The 18,320-nt window shown below is 63.1% G+C and carries 14 protein-coding genes; 8 read left to right on the top strand and 6 right to left on the bottom strand.

The window, feature by feature from the left end:
- The first annotated feature begins 12 nt into the window (after window positions 1–12).
- Together AC0L2U_RS29010 and AC0L2U_RS29005 are read left to right on the top strand one after the other, a co-directional pair.
- A complete protein-coding gene (locus AC0L2U_RS29010) occupies window positions 13–1,386 on the top strand; it encodes an MlaD family protein (protein WP_128363751.1) in 1,374 nt (457 codons plus the stop codon).
- Between the two features lie 79 nt (window positions 1,387–1,465).
- Entirely contained in the window at window positions 1,466–2,074 is a 609-nt protein-coding gene (locus tag AC0L2U_RS29005) for an ABC-type transport auxiliary lipoprotein family protein (RefSeq protein ID WP_412033483.1), read from the top strand.
- A 46-nt stretch (window positions 2,075–2,120) separates the two neighbouring features.
- Here the strand turns inward: AC0L2U_RS29005 and AC0L2U_RS29000 are convergent, their stop codons facing one another.
- A complete protein-coding gene (locus AC0L2U_RS29000) occupies window positions 2,121–2,729 on the bottom strand; it encodes a 3'-5' exonuclease (RefSeq protein WP_473603034.1) in 609 nt (202 codons plus the stop codon).
- 176 nt (window positions 2,730–2,905) lie between these two features.
- Window positions 2,906–9,217, bottom strand: a complete 6,312-nt coding sequence (locus AC0L2U_RS28995) for a coiled-coil domain-containing protein (RefSeq protein WP_473603033.1) — start codon at window positions 9,215–9,217, stop codon at window positions 2,906–2,908.
- Window positions 9,218–9,489: 272 nt separating this feature from the next.
- Between AC0L2U_RS28995 and AC0L2U_RS28990 the strand changes: the two genes are divergently transcribed.
- The 3 genes from AC0L2U_RS28990 (at window position 9,490) to AC0L2U_RS28980 (ending at window position 11,514) form a co-directional block, all read left to right on the top strand.
- Window positions 9,490–9,858, top strand: coding sequence for an Hpt domain-containing protein (locus AC0L2U_RS28990; protein WP_127269546.1), 369 nt, complete (start codon window positions 9,490–9,492; stop codon window positions 9,856–9,858).
- 111 nt (window positions 9,859–9,969) lie between these two features.
- Complete coding sequence (locus AC0L2U_RS28985; protein WP_056582251.1) at window positions 9,970–10,290, top strand: 2Fe-2S iron-sulfur cluster-binding protein; 321 nt, start codon at window positions 9,970–9,972, stop codon at window positions 10,288–10,290.
- A gap of 195 nt (window positions 10,291–10,485) precedes the next feature.
- Window positions 10,486–11,514: an NAD(P)/FAD-dependent oxidoreductase gene (locus AC0L2U_RS28980; protein ID WP_127269545.1), complete on the top strand. Its 1,029-nt coding sequence runs from the start codon at window positions 10,486–10,488 to the stop codon at window positions 11,512–11,514.
- Between the two features lie 3 nt (window positions 11,515–11,517).
- On the opposite strand, the gene AC0L2U_RS28975 is transcribed toward AC0L2U_RS28980, so the two are convergent.
- Together AC0L2U_RS28975 and AC0L2U_RS28970 are read right to left on the bottom strand one after the other, a co-directional pair.
- A complete protein-coding gene (locus tag AC0L2U_RS28975) occupies window positions 11,518–12,999 on the bottom strand; it encodes an MDR family MFS transporter (RefSeq protein WP_127810515.1) in 1,482 nt (493 codons plus the stop codon).
- Between the two features lie 204 nt (window positions 13,000–13,203).
- Window positions 13,204–13,842 carry a DUF922 domain-containing Zn-dependent protease gene (locus tag AC0L2U_RS28970; protein WP_245481734.1) on the bottom strand — a complete coding sequence of 213 codons (639 nt, stop codon included), beginning with the start codon at window positions 13,840–13,842 and terminating at the stop codon, window positions 13,204–13,206.
- Window positions 13,843–13,966: 124 nt separating this feature from the next.
- On the opposite strand from AC0L2U_RS28970, the gene folP reads away from it, so the two are divergent.
- The 3 genes from folP to folK are packed head-to-tail and all read left to right on the top strand — an operon-like array spanning window position 13,967 to window position 15,677.
- Entirely contained in the window at window positions 13,967–14,818 is an 852-nt protein-coding gene (gene folP / locus AC0L2U_RS28965; protein WP_127810514.1) for a dihydropteroate synthase, read from the top strand.
- Window positions 14,819–14,821: 3 nt separating this feature from the next.
- Window positions 14,822–15,181: a dihydroneopterin aldolase gene (gene folB, locus AC0L2U_RS28960; protein ID WP_023813034.1), complete on the top strand. Its 360-nt coding sequence runs from the start codon at window positions 14,822–14,824 to the stop codon at window positions 15,179–15,181.
- Window positions 15,165–15,677 carry a 2-amino-4-hydroxy-6-hydroxymethyldihydropteridine diphosphokinase gene (gene folK / locus AC0L2U_RS28955; protein WP_127272685.1) on the top strand — a complete coding sequence of 171 codons (513 nt, stop codon included), beginning with the start codon at window positions 15,165–15,167 and terminating at the stop codon, window positions 15,675–15,677. Before folB ends, folK begins: the two co-directional genes overlap by 17 nt.
- A 154-nt stretch (window positions 15,678–15,831) precedes the next feature.
- Here folK and AC0L2U_RS28950 read toward each other — a convergent pair whose 3' ends face one another.
- Together AC0L2U_RS28950 and AC0L2U_RS28945 are read right to left on the bottom strand one after the other, a co-directional pair.
- Window positions 15,832–16,377 (bottom strand): DUF924 family protein, encoded by a 546-nt coding sequence (locus AC0L2U_RS28950; RefSeq protein WP_127272684.1) that lies wholly within the window; start codon window positions 16,375–16,377, stop codon window positions 15,832–15,834.
- A gap of 13 nt (window positions 16,378–16,390) precedes the next feature.
- Window positions 16,391–18,226 carry a monovalent cation:proton antiporter-2 (CPA2) family protein gene (locus tag AC0L2U_RS28945; protein WP_127810513.1) on the bottom strand — a complete coding sequence of 612 codons (1,836 nt, stop codon included), beginning with the start codon at window positions 18,224–18,226 and terminating at the stop codon, window positions 16,391–16,393.
- Window positions 18,227–18,320: the final 94 nt, after the last annotated feature.

The following is an 18,320-nucleotide window of genomic DNA, read 5'->3' as shown; positions in this document are numbered from 1 at the left end:
ATAAGTGGGACAATGGAAACCAGAGCCAACTACGTCATTGTCGGCATCTTCACGCTGGCCGCGATCCTGGCGGCGTTTGCCTTCGTCTACTGGACGGCGGCCATCGGCGACAAGGGCGAGACGACGTTGCTTCGCGTGCGCATTCCGGGCTCTGCGTCCGGGCTTGGCCGCGGCAGTTTCGTGCTGTTCAACGGCGTCAAGGTCGGCGACGTCAAGCGCGTCTATATCGACGTCGACAATCCGACGGTTGCCATCGCCGATACCGAGATCGACCGCATGACGCCGATCACCAAATCGACGCAAGCCGATATCGGGCTTGCCGGCCTGACCGGGCAGGCCAACATCGAACTCAAGGGCGCCGACCCAAAGGAAGTGAAACTCCTCGACCAGGCGGAAAAGGAAGGTAAGGTCGCCGAGATCGTCGCCAACCCGTCGGCGGTGACCAACCTCTTGCAGACGGCGCAGAATATCTTCACCCGCGCCGACAAGGTGCTGACCGAGCTCGAAGGCTTCACCAGGGACGTTCGCGGACCGCTGACGCAGACCGTCCAGAATGTTCAGACCTTCTCCGATGCGCTGGCCAAGAATTCGGATGGCATCGACAAGTTCCTGTCCGCCGCCAGCACGCTGGCGGATGAGCTTAAAGGCGTTTCCGGCAAACTCGACGGCACGCTGAAAGCAGCCGAAGGCCTTCTCAACGCCGTCGACAAGGACAAGATCAAGAGCATCGTCGCCAATGTCGACGCGGTAACCGGTAACCTCAAGGAGACGTCGAAGCAGCTCGACGGCGTAATCAAGAACGTCGATACGGCCGTGGGGTCGGTCAACGATTTCGCCAAGCAGACGCAAGGCACGCTGGCCAAGGTCGACAACGTGCTCGACGGTATCGATCCCGCACAAGTGCGCTCGGCGCTCGCCAACATCCAAAAGGCCAGCGAGAGCGCCGACAAGGCCGCCGCCGACATCGCGGAGGTGACCCACAAGTTCGCCAACCGGGCCGACGACATCGACCAGACGATCAAGGACGCAAAGCAGCTCGCGCAACGGCTCAACGATGCCTCGGTGCGCGTCGATGGCATTCTTGCCAGGGTCGATACCTTGCTCGGGTCGGGGCAGGCCGACGGCGTGATGGCGGATGCCAGGGCGACGCTGAAGTCGTTCAAGCAGGTTGCCGACACGCTGAATGCCCGCCTTGGCGTCATCACCGACAATCTGGCGCGCTTCTCGGGACAGGGACTTTCGAACGTCGAGGCTTTGGTGCAGGACAGCCGCCGTTCGATCAGCCGCATCGAGGAGGCGGTGACCGATCTCAGCCGCAATCCGCAGCGCATCCTTTCGGGTGGCGACGGCGAGGTTCGGCAATTCGATGGCAGGGCGCGGCGTTGACTTCGGCGACGGCGCGCCCCAGAAACATGAGCCGCGAAAGCGGGTCGATCTTACGATCCGGGGACAACGGGGATCGCGCGTGAAGTCTGTGTGGGTGAAAACGGGCGGGTTGACATCGGCTGCGGCACTGCTTGCCTTGACGCTGGCCGGCTGCGCGGCGTTGGGCGGCAAGCCTGCGCCGCTCGATACGTTTGAGCTGTCGGCGCCTTCGGTCGACGCGCATGGCCATAGCCGCAAGCAGATCCTGATCGCGCAGCCCTCGGCGCTCAAGGCGCTGGACAGCCAGAACATCGTCATCAAGCCGTCGGATCGCTCGATCCAGTATCTCAAGGGCGCGCAATGGGCCGACCGGCTGCCGCTGATCGTGCAGGCGCGGCTGGCCGAGACCTTCCAGCGCTCGGGCAGCTTTGCCGGTGTAGGCAAGCCGGGCGAAGGCCTGGCGATCGATTACCAGGTGATCGTCGAGATCCGCTCGTTCGAAGTGCGTGTCGACGGCGGCGAACATGCCGAGGTCGATCTGTTCGTGCGGATCCTGAACGATCGCAACGGCGAGGTCCGTGCTTCCAAGAGCTTCACCGCAGCCGCACCCGTCTCGGGCAGCGGCAATCCTGCTTATGTCACCGCGCTCGACAAGGCGTTCGGCGACGCCGCCGGGCAGATCGTGCGCTGGACGGATTCGGTGATCTGAGCGCGGGGCGCCGGAATCCCACCAGGCTTCATCCCATCAAGCTTCTCTACCTACAAGCGGTCGGGCGGAGCTTTCCGGTCTTCATCAGGTGCTGCAGGGTATAGGTCACGGACAGCGCGTCATCGAGCGCGTCGTGCTCCTGCAATGGCGGGTGCTCGACGCCGTGGTAATCCGCAAGCTTGTTGCTCGGCGTTCTCGCCAGATCCTCGATCGGCATTCCCGCCGCGGTCAGCAGCTTGACGGCATTGTCAAACCGGGTGGCCGGGATCGGAGGCTGAATGCCCGCGACATAGCAGCTGATGGCGATCATGTTCAATTCGTCCTTGCCCCAGGACCAGAATCGCGACCCTCCGGAAAAACGATCGATGTCGGCGAGGGCATTCTCTAGCGCCACCCCTTCGGTCTCCAGATCTTCCTCTGTAATCCCGGTCAGTTTGGTGAAGAACGGGTCGAGGGTGTATCTCTGACCAAACCGGTCGACCGGTCTGATATAGGCCTTGTGTGTGCCGAGCAGAGGGAAGTCGCCTTCAAGTCCAAGCCTGACCGCGCCGATCTGTGCGATCACCGGGTCGGGATCGTGGGCTGCGCACCAGAATCTGCGTTGCGAGCCCTCCAGGCAAAGGAACTCGCAGTCGAATATGATTGCCGTCTTCACGATCACACCCTTCGAGCGTCAGGCAGCGGTGCTGTCGGTGGATTTTAGGAATCGACTTAGGGCGGATTCCGAAGGCATCGATAGTCTCGCAAGACCTGTTGCGGGCAGGTTCAGCGCGTGCCGGAGATTAGAGCAGGCACAGGCGGGACCATGGCCCCGCCTGTTCAATTCCTGTCTTAGTGCAGGCGGCCGCTGGCGTGGGCCAGCATGGTGTAGACCTTGCCGGTGTCCGAGGTCAGGTAGGTCTGCGCCATGATGTTGTCGCGGTCATTTCGCGAGACATCCTTGAGCAGCTTCTCGAAATCGTCGCAGTAGCGGTCGACAGCGGCGCGGAACTCGGCCTCGGCCTGATACTTGCGACGGATCTCGTCGAACGTCTGCTGGCCCTTCAGCGTGTAGAGCCGCCTTGTGAACACGTCACGTTCGCCACGCCGGTAGCGGTTCCACAGCTCGATCGAAGCATCGTGGTCGATGGCCCGCGCGATATCGACGGAGAGCGAGTTCAGCGATTCCACGACATGCAGGGGCGAGCGCTGGGCAGGGGTAGCGCGCGGCGCTTCCGCGGGGGCCGTAGGGGCTGCCGACCTGAGGTCCTCGTCGTTCGATGCCGCGGTCAGCAGATCGCGCACCCATCCGCCCTGAGGCGTGCGGGCGCTGGCATCGCCGCGCGGACGCGGTGCCGCCTCGGCAGGACGCTCAAGGTCGAGCGTGCCGCGCAATGCAGGGCCGCCCAAGGGCGCCTGAGGCGTGCGCAGGTCCGGCTGCGGTGCCGGTGCCCGGCGCGGCGGCTCGGCAGCACGTGCGGCCGGCGCTTGCGGCGCCGGGCGCAGATTGCGTGGTTCTGATCCGTCACCGCCGCCGCGGCCGGACTTGGCCACGATGTCCGAAAGCTCCTTCAGGGCGTTGATCTGCTCGGAAACGGCGCGGCGGATGGCCGAGGTCGATTCCTTTGCCTCTTCGGGCATTTCGATGACGCCCTTCTTGAGCTCGGCCCGGGTCAGGTCGAGTTCGCTCTTGATCGAGCCCGCGGTGCGCCGCATCTCCTCGGTCGCATCGGCAAAGCGCTTGGTTGCCGAATCGACGACGTCGGTGATGGCGTTGCGGATCTTGTCGGCCGATTCCATCGTCTTGCCTTCGGCGTTCTGCAGCGTCTGGCCGACGAGATTTTCGAACGAGCGCATGACCCTTTCGAGATCTTCCGACTTCTTGACCAGACCGACGGCGAGGTCTTCGAGCGACGATTGCCTCTCGAGCGTGTGCTCGAGATTGCTCTGGGCCGAGCTCAGCAGGTCCGAAGCGCTGGACAGCAGACGGCTGTGTTCGTCGAACTTGGTGGCGATCGACGCCACCTCGCGCAAGGTGGACGACGACAGTTCCGTCAGCCTCGTCGTGTTCGAGTCGACCAGGCGTGCCGAGCTGGCAAAGGTCTGCGCCGCCTTCTCGGTGGTGGCGGCGAAGCTTTGCGTGCTGCCGCTCAGGCGTTCATCGACCTGGCCGAGATTGACCGCGGCCTGGTCGATCAACTGACCGAGCTGCGAGCTGGACTTGGTCATGCGGCCGATGAGATCAGCGACGCTGTCGGACAGCGACGAGCGGGCGCCTTCGACCGCCGACAAGGTTTCGGCGGTGCGGCTGGCGAGAGCGTCGACAAGCGCGGCATTCTCGCTGCGCAGCTTCTCGGTGGCGCGTTCGGTGACCTCTTCCATGCTCTTTTGCAGGTCCGAGCCGCCCTGGGCGAAGCGCTCGACCAGGGGCCGTGCGGTTTCGTCGAGGATCTTCGACATTTCGGCCGAACGTGCGGCGAGCATGGTGTTGAGTTCGCGGGTGTTGGCGCCGATCGTCTTGGCGGCATCGTTGGTGCTTTGGCCGATATGCTGGCCAACCGCGGTGAAGGTCTCGGCGATCACATTGGCGCGCGAGACGAGTTGCGCCTCGGCATTCGACACCTGTTCGTTGAGCTTCTGGCCCATCGTCTCGGCTGTGAAGGCGAGGCGGTTCTCGACGCCTGAGACCTGCTCTTCGACACGGGCTGCCGCGGCCGCGGCACTCGACGCGAAACGCTCGTCCGCACCGGCAAGCGCCTGCTCGATTTCGCGGGCATGCACGGCCATTTCCTGGCCGGTCCGCCTTGCGCGTTCGGCAACCCGTTGCTCGGTATCGGCAAAGGCACCGACGATTGTCTCGGCATGCTCGCCGATCGTGGAGGTGCTGCTGGCGATGCGCGACACCAGACGCTGATCTGCCTCGTCGAAGATACGGCCGATTTCCGAGGCACGGCTCGACAGCGCTTCCGAACCTTCGGCGATGCGCGAGACGAGTTGCTGGTCGGCGGCATCGAAAATGCGGCCAAGGTCCGACGCGCGTGCGGCAAGCGCTTCGGCCGATTCGCCGATGCGCATGCCGAGCCGCTGGTCGGCGCCTTCGAAGTTGCGCAGGATGTCGCCGGCACGCGCGGCCAGCGACTGGGCGGTCTCGATAGCGCGGGCAACCAGCTTCTGGTCGGCCGCATCGAACGTGCCGGCAATCTCGCTTGCACGGGCGGCCAGATGATCCGCGGTGTCCTGGGCCCGGGCAGTCAGCTGATCGGCGGCTTCCTGGGCACGGGCGGCCAGCTTCTGATCCGCCGCGTCGAAGGTGCCGGCGATCTCGCTTGCGCGAGCGGCCAGCTGATCAGCGGTTTCATGCGCGCGGGCCAGCAGCGAACTGGATGTATCGTCGGCACGGGCAAGCAAGGCGTTGGACGTATCTTCCGCACGGGCGTGGAGGCGACGGTCTGCATCCTCGAAGGTGCGGGCGATATCTTCGGCCCGCGCCAGCAGGGCGGCGGACGTCTGCTCGGCGCGCTCGGCGATCTTGCGGTCGGCGTCGCTGAAAGCGGCACCGGCCTGCTCGTGCAGGGTGCTGGTGACTTCCAGCACCTTTTCGCGCAGGGCGCCGGCGACAAACACGGCGCTCTTCTCGAGCACGGCGCGGACGTTGTCCACGCCTGTGGAGAGCGCACGCTCCATGGTGCCGGCACGCTCCTCGATGATGCCGGTCTGGCGGCTGAATGCCTGCTCGATCTTCTCGACATCGCCTGCGATAGCGGCAGAGATGTCCGAGCTTCTGGCGGCGATCTGGTCGATATGGCCCGACAGTGAGCGGTCGACATCCTTGCGGGTCTCGGCCAGCTTGCCGAGATCGTCTTCCAGCGCGAGGTTCAGCATATTGCGGCCTTCGGCGAGCTTGCCGACATGCCCGGCGATGATGTTGTCGATATCGCCGCGGCTTTCGGTGAGCTTCTGCAGGTCAGCTTCGAGGGCGCGTTTGAGAATGTCGCGACCCTCGGCCAGTTTCTCCACCTGGCCGGCGACCAGGCCATCGATGCTGGAGCGGCTTTCGGCCAGCTTGGCGAGGTCGGCTTCCAGCGCGCGCTTGAGAACATCGCGGCCCTCGGCGAGCTTCTCGACCTGGCCGGCGACCAGGCCATCGATGCTGGAGCGGCTCTCGGCCAGCTTGCCGAGATCGTCCTCAAGCGCCTTCGACAGGGTCGAGCGCTCCTGGACAAGCCTTTCCGCGTGGCTGTTGACGAGGCCGCCGACGTTTTCGAGGTCGGCTTCAAGCGCTTTCGACAGCGTCGAACGGTCCTGCACGAGCCTTTCGGAATGGCTGTTGACCAAGCCGTTGACGCTTTCGAGATCAGCCTCGAGCGCCCGGGCGAACTGTGCCCGGTCATCGACCAGTTTCTGCGACTGGTCGGCAATGGTGCCCTTGATCGCATTGAGGTCGGATTCCAGAGCACGCCGCAGGATATCTCGGCCCTCGGACAACTTCTCGACCTGACCCGCAACCAGGCCGTCGATACTGGAACGGCTGTCGGCCAGCTTGGCGAGGTCATCTTCAAGGGCCCTCGACAGGGCGGAGCGGTCTTGGACGAGCTTGTTCATGTGATCGGCGATGACGCTGTTCACATTCTGCAGATCGGCTTCCAGGACCCGGGAAAGCTGACCGCGATCCTCAGCCAGCTTTTCCGACTGGCTCGATATGACGCCCTTGATCGTGTTCAGATCGGATTCCAGGGCGCGCTTGAGAATGTCGCGGCCTTCCGCCAGCTTCTCGACCTGGCCGGCGACGAGGCCGTCGATGCTCGAACGGCTTTCAGCCAGCTTGGCAAGGTCGGCCTCAAGCGTCTGCGACAGCAGGCCGCGGTCCTCGGCCAGCCGTCCCGAGTGGCTTTCGATCAGGCCGCGTATTCCGGACAGATCGCTGTCGAGCGAATGAGAAAGCTGCGTGCGGTCCTCCGCCAGTTTGGCGGAATGGGTTTCGATGAGGCTCTTGATGCCGACGATGTCGTTTTCCAACGCCTTGGCGAGCACGGCGCGGCCCTCGGCGATCTTCTCGACCTGACCGGCGACCAGACCGTCGATGCTGGCGCGGCTGTCGGACAATTTGCCGAGGTCGGCCTCCAGGGCGCGTGACAGAATGTTGCGGCCCTCGGCGAGCTTACCGACATGGCCCGCGACCATTTCATCAATAATCGTACGGGCTTGCACCAGTTTTCCGGAGTCTTCGTTCAAGGCAGTGGAGAGCCTGTTGCGGCCTTCTTCCAGCCTTTCGAGATGGCTGCCGAGCGATGCATCGATGGCCGCCCGCGATTCATTGACCTTGCGCAGGTCCTCTTCGAGAGCGCGCGAGATCAGGCTGCGGCCTTCGGCCAGCTTCTGCACCTGGTTGGTTACCGCCGCATCGATGCCGGCGCGGCCCTCGGCGAACTTCGCCAGGTCGGCCTCCATGGCCGCGGCCATGCGCTCGCGGCTTTCGGACAGTTTCCTGCTGTGGTTCTCGACGGCTTCCTCGATGCCGACGCGGGCGTCGGCGAGCCGCTGGATGTCGCTGTCGAACGAACGCGACACGACATGGCGGGCGGCCTCCATGCGCCCGGCGAAGTCGCTGGCGCGGGCTTCGAGCATGGAGGAGGTCGAGGTGACGATGTCGGCCATGTCGGCGCCGATCTGGGTCTTGCCCTGATCGATCATCGCCGACAGCGTGTCCTTGCTCTCGGCGAAGGTGTGCGCGATTTCGCGGGCGCGCTCGACCAGCGTTTCGTTGATCTGGCGGGCGCGGGCCTCGAGTGCCGCATTGAGCTTCTGCGTTCCGGTGTCCAGCGCCTCGGCGCGCGTCTGGAACTCGCTGATCAGTGCCTGGCCGCGTTCGGCGAGCGTCCGCTCGATGCCGTTGAGGCTGGCCTCGAATTCGGAATTGAGGGTGCGTGCGGCGCCGCCAAGCAGCGACACCATGCCGGTGGTGCGATCGTCGAGCAGATCGGTCAACGACCGTGTCAGGCCGTCAGTGGTGTCCGTCAGCTTGGCAATGCGGGTGTCGAGAAGGCTGGCGAAGGCCTCGCCCGAGGTCGACAGACGGTCGGTGATCGAATCGAGCCGGCCTTCGACGGAATCGAAGATCGACATCGAGCTTTCGTTGATGCGATCGATCAGCGTGTCGCCGGAATTGGTGATCGTCATCGACAATTTGGTCGACGCATTGAGGATCGAGTCGCGTATGATGTCGGAGGCGGCGCCGATCTCGTCCTTCAGCGTCTCGTGCGCGCCGGTGATCGAAGCGCGGACGCGCTCGGCATGGGTGACGACGGCTTCGCGCTCGCTGCCGAGCCCGTCGACCAGCGAGCGGATGCGGGATTCATTCTCGGAATAGGAGCGTTCGATCTGGTTGACTTCGCTGTGGACCAGCGTTTCCAGTTCGACCGCGCGGGCAAGCGTGCGTTCGATGCCTTCGCCCATGGCCGCGACCTCGCGACGAACGGCCTGGCCGATCATCATGACGCGATCCTGGGCAAGGTTTTCCGGCTCAGTCAGGCGGAAGGCCACTTCGGTCATCGACTGTGCGGCGATGCGCATTTCCTGGGCGCGGCGAATCATGGCGGCGAAGGCCCAGAACAGGATGACGGGCACGATGGCCGCGACCGCAAGGCCGATCAGCTCCGGACGGGCAAGGAACTGGTCGAGCGTACGGATTCTCCAGATGCTCGGTCCGAAAAGCAGATTGGCCAAACCGCCGGCGCCAGCGAACCAGGCGAGCGAAACGAAGGCGACGACCCAGTAAATGGTGTTCGAGGCACGCCTGTTGAGGCTGTGCAGGAGCGTCTTATAGTCCTTCTGGCGATCGTCATTGGCCGGTGCGAAACCAGCGGGCTGGGCGCCATTGCGCGGTTCCACGGGGCGCAATTCGGCAGGCTTTGCCTTGGGCGCGGGTTTCGCGGCGTGGTTCTGATTGACTACGGGCTCCGGGTTTTGTTCCGGCTTATGATTGCGTCCCTCGCGCGCCAACTCGTCGGCCGCCTGGGATATCTGAGCTTCCAGATCCTCCATCGAAGCCGCGATGTCGAGGTCGCCGTTGCCCATCTCGTTGCTGAGGTCGAGATCGAGCGCCTTTTCCAGTTCCCTGGCCACGTCGCTGTCGAGAGTTCTCGTCGTCGTTGGTTTCTTTGCCATGCCTTCGCTACCCTGTACTAGCTGCCGCGGGCTTATAATTCTGTTTGTCTTGCCCCGCGCAGGAGGCTGAAAATGGACCCCTCGTATCGTAATGACACAGGGGGGTAAAGAAAACATGCATTCCGCGGGATACGTAAAACTTTAAATATAAGGTTAACGGAACTGTGATTTGGGCGCCGCTTTGGCAACATTTTTCCCGGCCATTCATTAACCCGTTGTCCATTGGATTCGCCTAGGTTTTTGGGCGAATCGAAGAAACGGAGTTCGAGTTCATGCGTGGCGAAAGCGGCATTGCCTTCTCAATGCCCGGGGGCGACGTATCCGGACCAAGGCGGTCACGGCCGGTCGATTTGGCACACCTTGCCCGCCAGACGATGGGTGACCGCAGCCTTGAGCAAGAGGTGCTGGCGCTGTTTGTACAGCAGGCGCTGTCCGTGCGCGACAGAATAGTCGACGCCGACATCAAGGATCGGCTTCTGCTCGCCCATGGATTGAAGGGTTCGGCACGGGGCGTCGGCGCCTTTGCCATCGCCGATTGCGCCACCGAGATCGAGCACCGGCCGGAAGACGGCCAGACGCTCAAACGGCTTGGCATGCTGATCGACGAAGTGCGCGATTTCATCGCCGCCATCAACCGCTGAATCCGCGCTGAACCCGATTTGCGGAAAAACGTCATCGGGCGGCGCTTTCATGCGGCAGTTGACTTGTCAGCCGGAGTGATTATCTCGGCTGGAACTCCCTTCAGGTGACAAATGACCAAGCTGACTTTCATTGCCCATGACGGCACGCATTTCGACATGGACGCCGAGAACGGCTCTACGGTCATGGAGAACGCGATCCGCAACGCCGTGCCCGGGATCGAAGCCGAATGCGGCGGCGCCTGCGCCTGTGCCACCTGTCACGTCTATGTCGACGAAGCCTGGACGGCTGAAGTCGGCGAGCCGGAAGCGATGGAAGAGGACATGCTGGACTTCGCTTACGACGTCCAGCCTAACTCACGGCTGTCGTGCCAGATCAAGGTGCGAGACGCGCTCGACGGTCTCATTGTGCGGGTGCCTGCCCGTCAGGGATAAGCGCAGTATCTTTGCCAACTGATTTTTCCCGCTGCGGCTTGGCAGCGGAGCGATGGTCATGCAGTGTCCTGCTGTTTCACTACAGCGCCGCGCGTCCTCTTGGACGCGCAAAGGACGCTGTAGCACTTTTATTTGCGCATGATCCTTTCCGAAAATCGATCCGATTTTCGGGGTCATGCGCAGCGAGGCACAGGCATGACCGACATTATCAGGACAGACGTGCTTATTGTCGGGGCAGGACCGGTTGGCCTGTTTGCCGTGTTCGAGCTCGGCCTGTTCGACATGAAATGCCACCTGATCGACATTCTCGATCGGCCGGGCGGCCAGTGCGCGGAGCTCTATCCGGAAAAGCCGATCTACGACATTCCAGGCTGGCCTTCGATCTCGGCGCAGGGGCTGGTCGACAAATTGCTCGAGCAGATCGCGCCGTTCAAGCCTGATTTCAGCTACAACCGAATGGTTTCCAGCCTGGAAAAACTGGAGGACGGCAGTTTTCGCGTCACCACCGACGAAAACGAGGTGTTCGAGGCCAAGGTGGTGGTGATTGCCGCCGGCGGCGGCTCCTTCCAGCCCAAGCGTCCGCCGATCCCCGGCATAGAGCCCTATGAAGGCAAGAGCGTCTTCTATTCGGTGCGCCGGATGGAGGATTTTCGCGGCCATGACCTCGTTATTGTCGGCGGCGGCGACTCGGCACTCGACTGGACGCTGAACCTGCAGCCGGTGGCAAAGAGCGTGACGCTTGTGCACCGGCGGCCCGAGTTCCGTGCCGCCCCCGACAGCGTCAACAAGATGTATGCCATGCAGGAGATGAGGCAGCTGGAGTTCCAGGTCGGGCAGGTGACCGGATTGACCGGTGCCGACGGCCAACTGTCATCGGCCACCATCAAGGGACCTGACGGCGATGTCGAGGTGCCTTGCACGCGCATGCTGCCGTTCTTCGGCCTGACCATGAAGCTCGGACCGATCGCGGAGTGGGGTCTCAACCTTCACGAGAACCTTATTCCGGTCGATACCGAGAAGTTCCAGACATCGGTGCCCGGTATCTTCGCGGTCGGCGACATCAACTGGTATCCGGGCAAGCTGAAGCTGATCCTGTCTGGCTTCCACGAAGTGGCGCTGATGGCGCAGGCCGCCAAGCGCATCATCAGCCCCGGCGAGCGCATCGTTTTCCAGTACACGACCTCATCGACCAGCCTGCAGAAGAAGCTCGGCGTCTCCGGCTGAAGCTTACTCGGCGAGGATGGGCGCCGCATTGTCGGCGTAACCGCGAAGCTCCTTTTCGGGCATCAGCGTCAGCGTGATCAGCCCCAGCAGCAATGTAACGGCGGCGACGGCAAAGATCATCACGAACGGCTCGACCGTCGCGCTATGGCCCACGATCCGCACGCCTTCACCGGCAAGTGGCAAGCCGTAGCCCAGAGCGACCGCGCCGAGCATCGCGACACCAAGCGCACTGCCAAGCGAACGCAGGAATGTCAGCACGCCCGTCGCGACGCCGAGATGCACGCGATCGACGGCGTTCTGGACCGACACGGTGGTGACCGGAAACGTCGTTCCGGTTCCAAACCCGATGCAGATCGTCAAGACCTCTACCTCCAGCAGCGTTGCATATCCTGCGACGACGGCCAGCAGGCAGAGGCACAGCATGCTGAAGACGACGCCCACCATCGCGATGCGCTTGTAGTGGGAGAAATGCGGTATCACACGCCCGCTGAATGCCGCGCCGCCGACGGTCCCCAGCAGAAGCCCGAGCATCGCGATGCCCGACTCTGCGGCCGACAGGCCGAGCACCGCCTGAAGATAGACGGGCAGGTACACAGCCATGCCGACGCTTGCGGCCTGAAGCAGGAACATCGAAAGCGTGCCCGCCAGAACGATTGGATTGCCAAGCACTTCGAGTGAGATGAGCGGCTCGGCGGCTCGCATAAGCCGCAAGGCAAAAGCGCCCCAGAAAATCGCCGAACCGCAGAGAACGCCGATGACTTCAAGCGAAATCCAGGGATAGGCGCTGCCGCCCCAGTTCAATGCGAGCAGCAGCAGCGCCGTGGCAACGATCAGAAGCAACGCGCCCAGGCCGTCGATGCGATGGCGCTTTGCGGCAACCGGCAGTTTCTTGAGCGGCTTGTTGATGATCGCCATCGCAAGAACACCAAGCGGAATGTTGATCCAGAAGATCAGTGACCAGTGCAGGTGCTCGGCGAAAGTGCCGCCGAGCAACGGACCGGCAACGCTGGCGACAGCCCATGTTCCGGAGAACCAGGCGGCATAGCGTGCCCGCTCGCGCGGCGGAACGAGATCGCCGACGACGGTCTGCGTCAAAGCGAACAAGCCGCCGCCACCTGCGCCCTGGATAGCCCGCCCGACAACCAGCACAAACATGTTGGGAGCCATCGCACTGACCAGCGATCCCGCCAAAAAGATCAGGATCGCGGCATAGACAGTCGGCCGGCGGCCGTAGACGTCGGAAATCTTGCCGTAGAGCGGGGCCACGGCGGTAGCGGTCAGGAGATAACCGGTGACGATCCATGGCAGATAGTGTGCGTTTCCGAGCGCATGCCCAATGGTCGGCATGGCTGGCGCAACAATGGTCTGGTCGAGTGCCGCCAACAGCATCGACAACAGCACGCCGCCAATAATGGCGTTCTTTTCGCTATCTGTTATCGGCGTGCCGGTTTCCGCCATCGTTTTGTTATCGACAGCCTGGTCCATGATCGTTCATCCATAAGCTTGCGATTTGACCGGCCCTGTTCAGCCGTTCCGGTTTCTTGACCGTTTGGATCGCATTGGTGTTTTAAGCTCGCGTCTGGCGAGCCTGACATATTTCGTCCCATATAGGCCGGTTTCGACAGGGGCTCGAAAGTTTTTCGAATCTGGCACTACCTTCGGCGATTTTGGCTTTCAGTTCGGGTGCGTTCAGGCCGGCGGCAGTCGGCCATTCCCGATGCGCTCCATGCGGTAGCGCAGCAGCCGCAAGATGCGGCTTTCGAAATTGACGCTTTCGACGCGGTCGAACTGAAGCTGGGCGCGGTCGTGCCTGGCCAGAACAGCCGCGGTGATGGCTGCCGCCTTGGCCTTGGCGGCGTCGCAGTTCTTTTGCGGGTAGGTGGCCTTCAAGGCCTCTTCGAGTTCGCCGCCATGGTTCTTGGCGATTTCGACATGGCGCTCCTCATGGCGCTTGATGTCGGCGGACAGCGTATCCCAGAACAGCCTGACATCGGCATCGGCCTTGCGCGGGCGCCGCCACTCGGGAAGGATCACCTTCACTTTGACGGTCACCGCCGCGTCGGCGATCCGGCAGGAATTCGGCGTCTGCGCATAGCTGACACGGGTGGTGAAGGCCATTTGCGTGGCGCCCGGGTGCCGGTTGCCGGTACTTTTCACCTCCGGCCCGCGTTTGGAGAGTTGTGCCTCGATATCGTCGAGGGTGCTGCCGCCGATGGCGAAATAGCTGTACGTCTTGACGAGATTGGCGGTCGCCGCCGGAAGCGGGGTCATGGCGAGCAGCAGCGCGCAAGCCAAGGATCGTTTCACGCCCAGGGACCGTCTTTTCATGCCAAGCATGGCTCGCTTCATCATGTTGCCTCTTCGATCACCTTGCTTTACGGCCGTTGCCGGCGCAATGAAATTGATCCGCCAGGGATCACACATGATTGATGAACTCCATGGTCGATGAGCAATGACGGCCCGGCGATGGCAGTTGGCGCATGGACGCCATCTCGACCTTGGCGGCAAGGCCGTGGTCGTCGGCATCCTCAATGTCACGCCCGATAGCTTTTCCGACGGCGGCCAGTTCGACGCCCCTGAAAAGGCGCTGGCCCAGGCGCGCCGCATGATCGGGGAAGGGGCACTGGTTGTCGATGTCGGCGGAGAATCGACGCGCCCAGGTGCTGCCGCGGTATCGGCCAGCCAGGAACAGGAGCGCATCCTGCCGGTGATCGAAGCGCTGGCGGGCGTGAGCGAGGTGCTGATTTCGGTCGACACCTATCGTGCCGACACGGCGCGGCTGGCGGTAGCCGGCGGCGCGCATATCGTCAACGATGTCTGGGGTTTGCAGCGCGAGCCCGAGATTGCGCGTGTCGCCGCCGACACCGGCGCGGGGCTTGTCATCATGCATACTGGGCGGGATCGCCAGAAGCTGCCGGATGCGATTGCCGATCAACTGACGTTCCTGCGAAGGTCGCTGGAAATCGCCCGCCAGAACGGCATCGCCGACGATCGTATCGTGCTCGATCCCGGTTTCGGATTCGCCAAGGAGACGGCGGAGGAAAATCTCGACCTGATGGCACGCTTTTCGGAATTGCATGCCCTCGGCCTGCCGCTGATGGCCGGTACGTCGCGAAAACGCTTCATCGGCACGGTCACCGGCCGTGATGCCGCCGACAGAGGGGTCGGAACAGCGGCGACCAGCGTTATATTGAGGCTCCAGGGCGCCGATCTGTTTCGCGTCCACGATGTCGCATTCAACGTGGACGCTTTGGCGCTCGCGGATGCTATGCTGGCGCGTCGGACGGACCAGGCGAGAAACTGAGCGATGTATGTCATCCGCATGAAGAACTGCGCTTTCTTTGCCCGGCACGGCGTGCTGGACGAGGAGGAAAGGCTCGGCCAGCGCTTCTATGTCGATGCTGTTCTCACCGTCGATCCAGGCCGCGCACTTGCCGAGGATTCGATCGAGGATACAGTCCACTACGGCATTGCATTCACCGTCATTGAGAAGATCATCACCGGGCAGCGCCGTTTTCTGATCGAGTCGCTGGCGCTCGAAGTGGCCCGTGCGCTGACGGCGCGTTTTCCGCAGATAAAGAAAGCCGAGATCACGGTGCGCAAGCCGAACGCACCGGTGCCCGGCGTGCTCGATTATGTCGAGGTGACCGTTGTCTGGCCCGAATAGTACCGTTTATCTCAGCCTTGGCGGCAATCTTGGCGATCCGGCGAAATCCATGGGCGCGGCGCTGCGCATGCTGGATGCCGACGCGGATACGCGCGTCACCGGCGTCTCCTCGCTTTATCGCACGCCGCCATGGGGCAAGCTCGATCAGCCGGATTTTCTCAATGCGGCCGCCGAAATTTCCACCGTGCTTGCACCGCGTGCCTTGCTCGACCTCTGCCTCGATGCGGAGCGCAAGCTGAAGCGTGTCCGGGAGGAGCGCTGGGGGCCGCGGCTGATCGATATCGACATTCTGGTGTTCGGCGACCGCGTCATCCACGAGACCGGACTGGAGGTGCCGCATCCGCGCATGCTGGAGCGCGCCTTCGTGCTGGCGCCGCTGGCCGAGATCGCGCCCGGCCTGGTTGTCAGCGGTCGCAGCATCACCGACCGCCTGGTCGCCGTCGATACTTCAGGCATCGAGCGATTGTCCTCCGGCCGGGATTGGTGGTTGGCCTAGGTGCGTTGATATTCAGGTGATGCCGGCCTGCAAACGGCGAGTTCCTGCGCTTCCGGTGCTCACGTACCCAAATGTACGCTCCGCTCCGGTTCTCGGAACCCACCGTTTTCGACTCGGCCTGACCTGAATCTCAACACACCTTGGAGCGGGGTCTTTAACCGGAGAAACCGCCGCCATCCAGGAACGTCTGCTCCTGCGGGGTGGTTTCGCGGCCAAGCATCTTGTTTCGGTGCGGAAAACGGCCGAAATTCTGAATGATATCGCGGTGTTCGACAGCGTACTTCAGGTATGGCTCGGCCCAGGCCTGCGTCAGTTCGACCGAAATGTCCTGGTCGGCCAGCAGTTCCGAATGCTCGTAAGGCAGGTAGAGGAAAACGCGGAGTTCTTCCTCGAGTGCCAGGTCATGACCAGCCGCGATCGCCCTCTCCGCGAAATATCTGGCGAGCGGATCGGTCGCGTACATATGGCCGGTGCCGCGAAAACAGTTCCGCGGAAACTGGTCGAGCAGGATCATCAGCGCCAGCGCGCCTTCGGCATGTTCCAGCCAGTCGTCGCATTCACGCCGCGCGGCGGCGTAGTGCAGGCCGAGAAAGCGGTCGCGGAACTCGGCATCGAATGCCTCGTTCTTCTCGAACCAGGCATCCTCGCCGGCATCGCGCCAGAATTTGGTGACCGACAGGGCCCTGCTGTCCAATTCCATGCTAATTCCTTGCTCAATCGGCGGGTTCGGACTTGTGCAGCACACCCGCGGTTTCTTCATTGAGTGCCTGACCAGGCCGGCGCGGCGTGGAGAGCGGTGTCGGAATCGGCGTACCGATATTGCCTCTCAGGAAGCGCTGTCCGGCGCGAATGCCTTCGGCAAGCTGGGTTTCGAAGCGATCGGTGTCGCGGCGCCTGACGTCTTCGATCGTTTCAGCCACGTCTTCGGGATCGACGCCCAGCGATTCCAGGGCCGAGCCGCCGAAAACAAGTGCGGATTCGAAGGTTTCGCGCAGCTGGTAGTCGACGCCGGCGCGAATGAGCTGCAGCGCGGTACCACGATCGAAAGCGCGGGCCAGCACGGTGAGCAAAGGAAACTCAGCCTTGATGAGCTCCGCGATGCGAACAGCCACATCGGCCTTGTCGACGCAGATCAGCACGGCGCGCGCACGGCCGGCGCCGGCGGCATGCAGGATGTCCAGTCGCGTGCCGTCGCCATAATAGACCTTGAAGCCGAAATCGGCCGCCGCCTGGATCATTTCGACGTCATTGTCGATGATCGAGACGTCGATGCCGCGCAGCAGCAGCGGCTGGCTCGCGATCTGGCCGAAGCGGCCGAAACCAATGACCAGCACGCTGCCGGTCAGGCCATCGGCGACATCGACCCCGTCGAGCGACTGCTCGTCACGCGGCGTCAGATAGCGCAAGGCGATGATGGCCAGCGGCGTCAGTACCATGGAGATGATGACGATCGCCGTCAGCGTCGCGTTGGCCTGGCCGTCGATGATGCCGACCGCCGCGGCCGCCGAGTAAAGGACAAAGGCGAATTCGCCGCCTTGTGCCATGAAGACCGCGCGCTCCAGGGCTTCGCGGTGGCCTGATTTCAGGATGCGGGCGACGATGTAGATACCGAATGCCTTCATCACCATGTAGGCGACGACATAGATGGCGATCAGCCGCCAGTTCGCCGCGACCACATGCAGGTCGAGCGACATGCCTACCGCGAGAAAGAACAGGCCAAGCAGGATGCCGCGGAAGGGTTCGATGTCGGCTTCGAGTTGGTGGCGGAAGGTTGATTCGGACAAGAGCACGCCGGCCAGGAAGGCACCCATCGCCATCGACAGGCCGCTGAGCTGCATGGCGAGGGCGGACCCAAGGACGACCAGAAGTGCCGCCGCCGTCATCACTTCACGGGCACGGGCATCCGCCAGGATGCGGAAGAACGGGTTGAGCAGATAACGGCCGGCCACCACCAGGCCGACGATTGCGGCAAGGCCGATGCCGATTTCGGTCAGCCGCTCCATCAGGCTGGTGTCGGCACCGCCGGGCGCCAGGAACGCGATCAGCGCCAGCAGCGGCACGATGGCAAGGTCCTCGAGCAGCAGCACCGATACGATGCGCTGTCCTTTCGGTGCAGCGATCTCGCCGCGTTCCTCCAGAAGCTGCATGACGATCGCCGTCGAGGTCAGCACGAAGCCGGCGCCGGCGACGAAGGATTGCGCGATCGGAAACCCTCCGGCCATGCCGACACCGGTCAACAGCAGCGCGCAGACGCCGACCTGCAGCGCACCGAGGCCAAAGATCTCACGGCGCAGGCCCCACAGCCGCGACGGCTGCATTTCCAGCCCAATGATGAACAGGAACATCACCACACCGAGCTCGGCGACATGAAGAATGGCTTCCGATTCGGAAAAGACGCCGAGGCCGAACGGACCGATCACCACGCCGGCGGCCAGATAGCCGAGGATCGAGCCAAGGCCCATGCGCTTGAAGATCGGAACGGCAACGACGCCGGCAGCAAGCAGTGCCACCACCTGAACCAGATCACTGCCCGATGCTTCCGCCGCCATGCCTCTTGTCCCTGTGTGTAGCAGAACTCCTTGCATGCAGTTGGAGTGGGAGGCAAGGCGAGAAATCTGCCGGGAGGGGTAGGGTGCCGCTGCA

Source organism: Mesorhizobium sp. WSM4808 (genome assembly GCF_055811675.1).
Note: the sequence above shows the minus strand (reverse complement) of the source record. Positions and strands in the feature narration are given on the sequence as shown.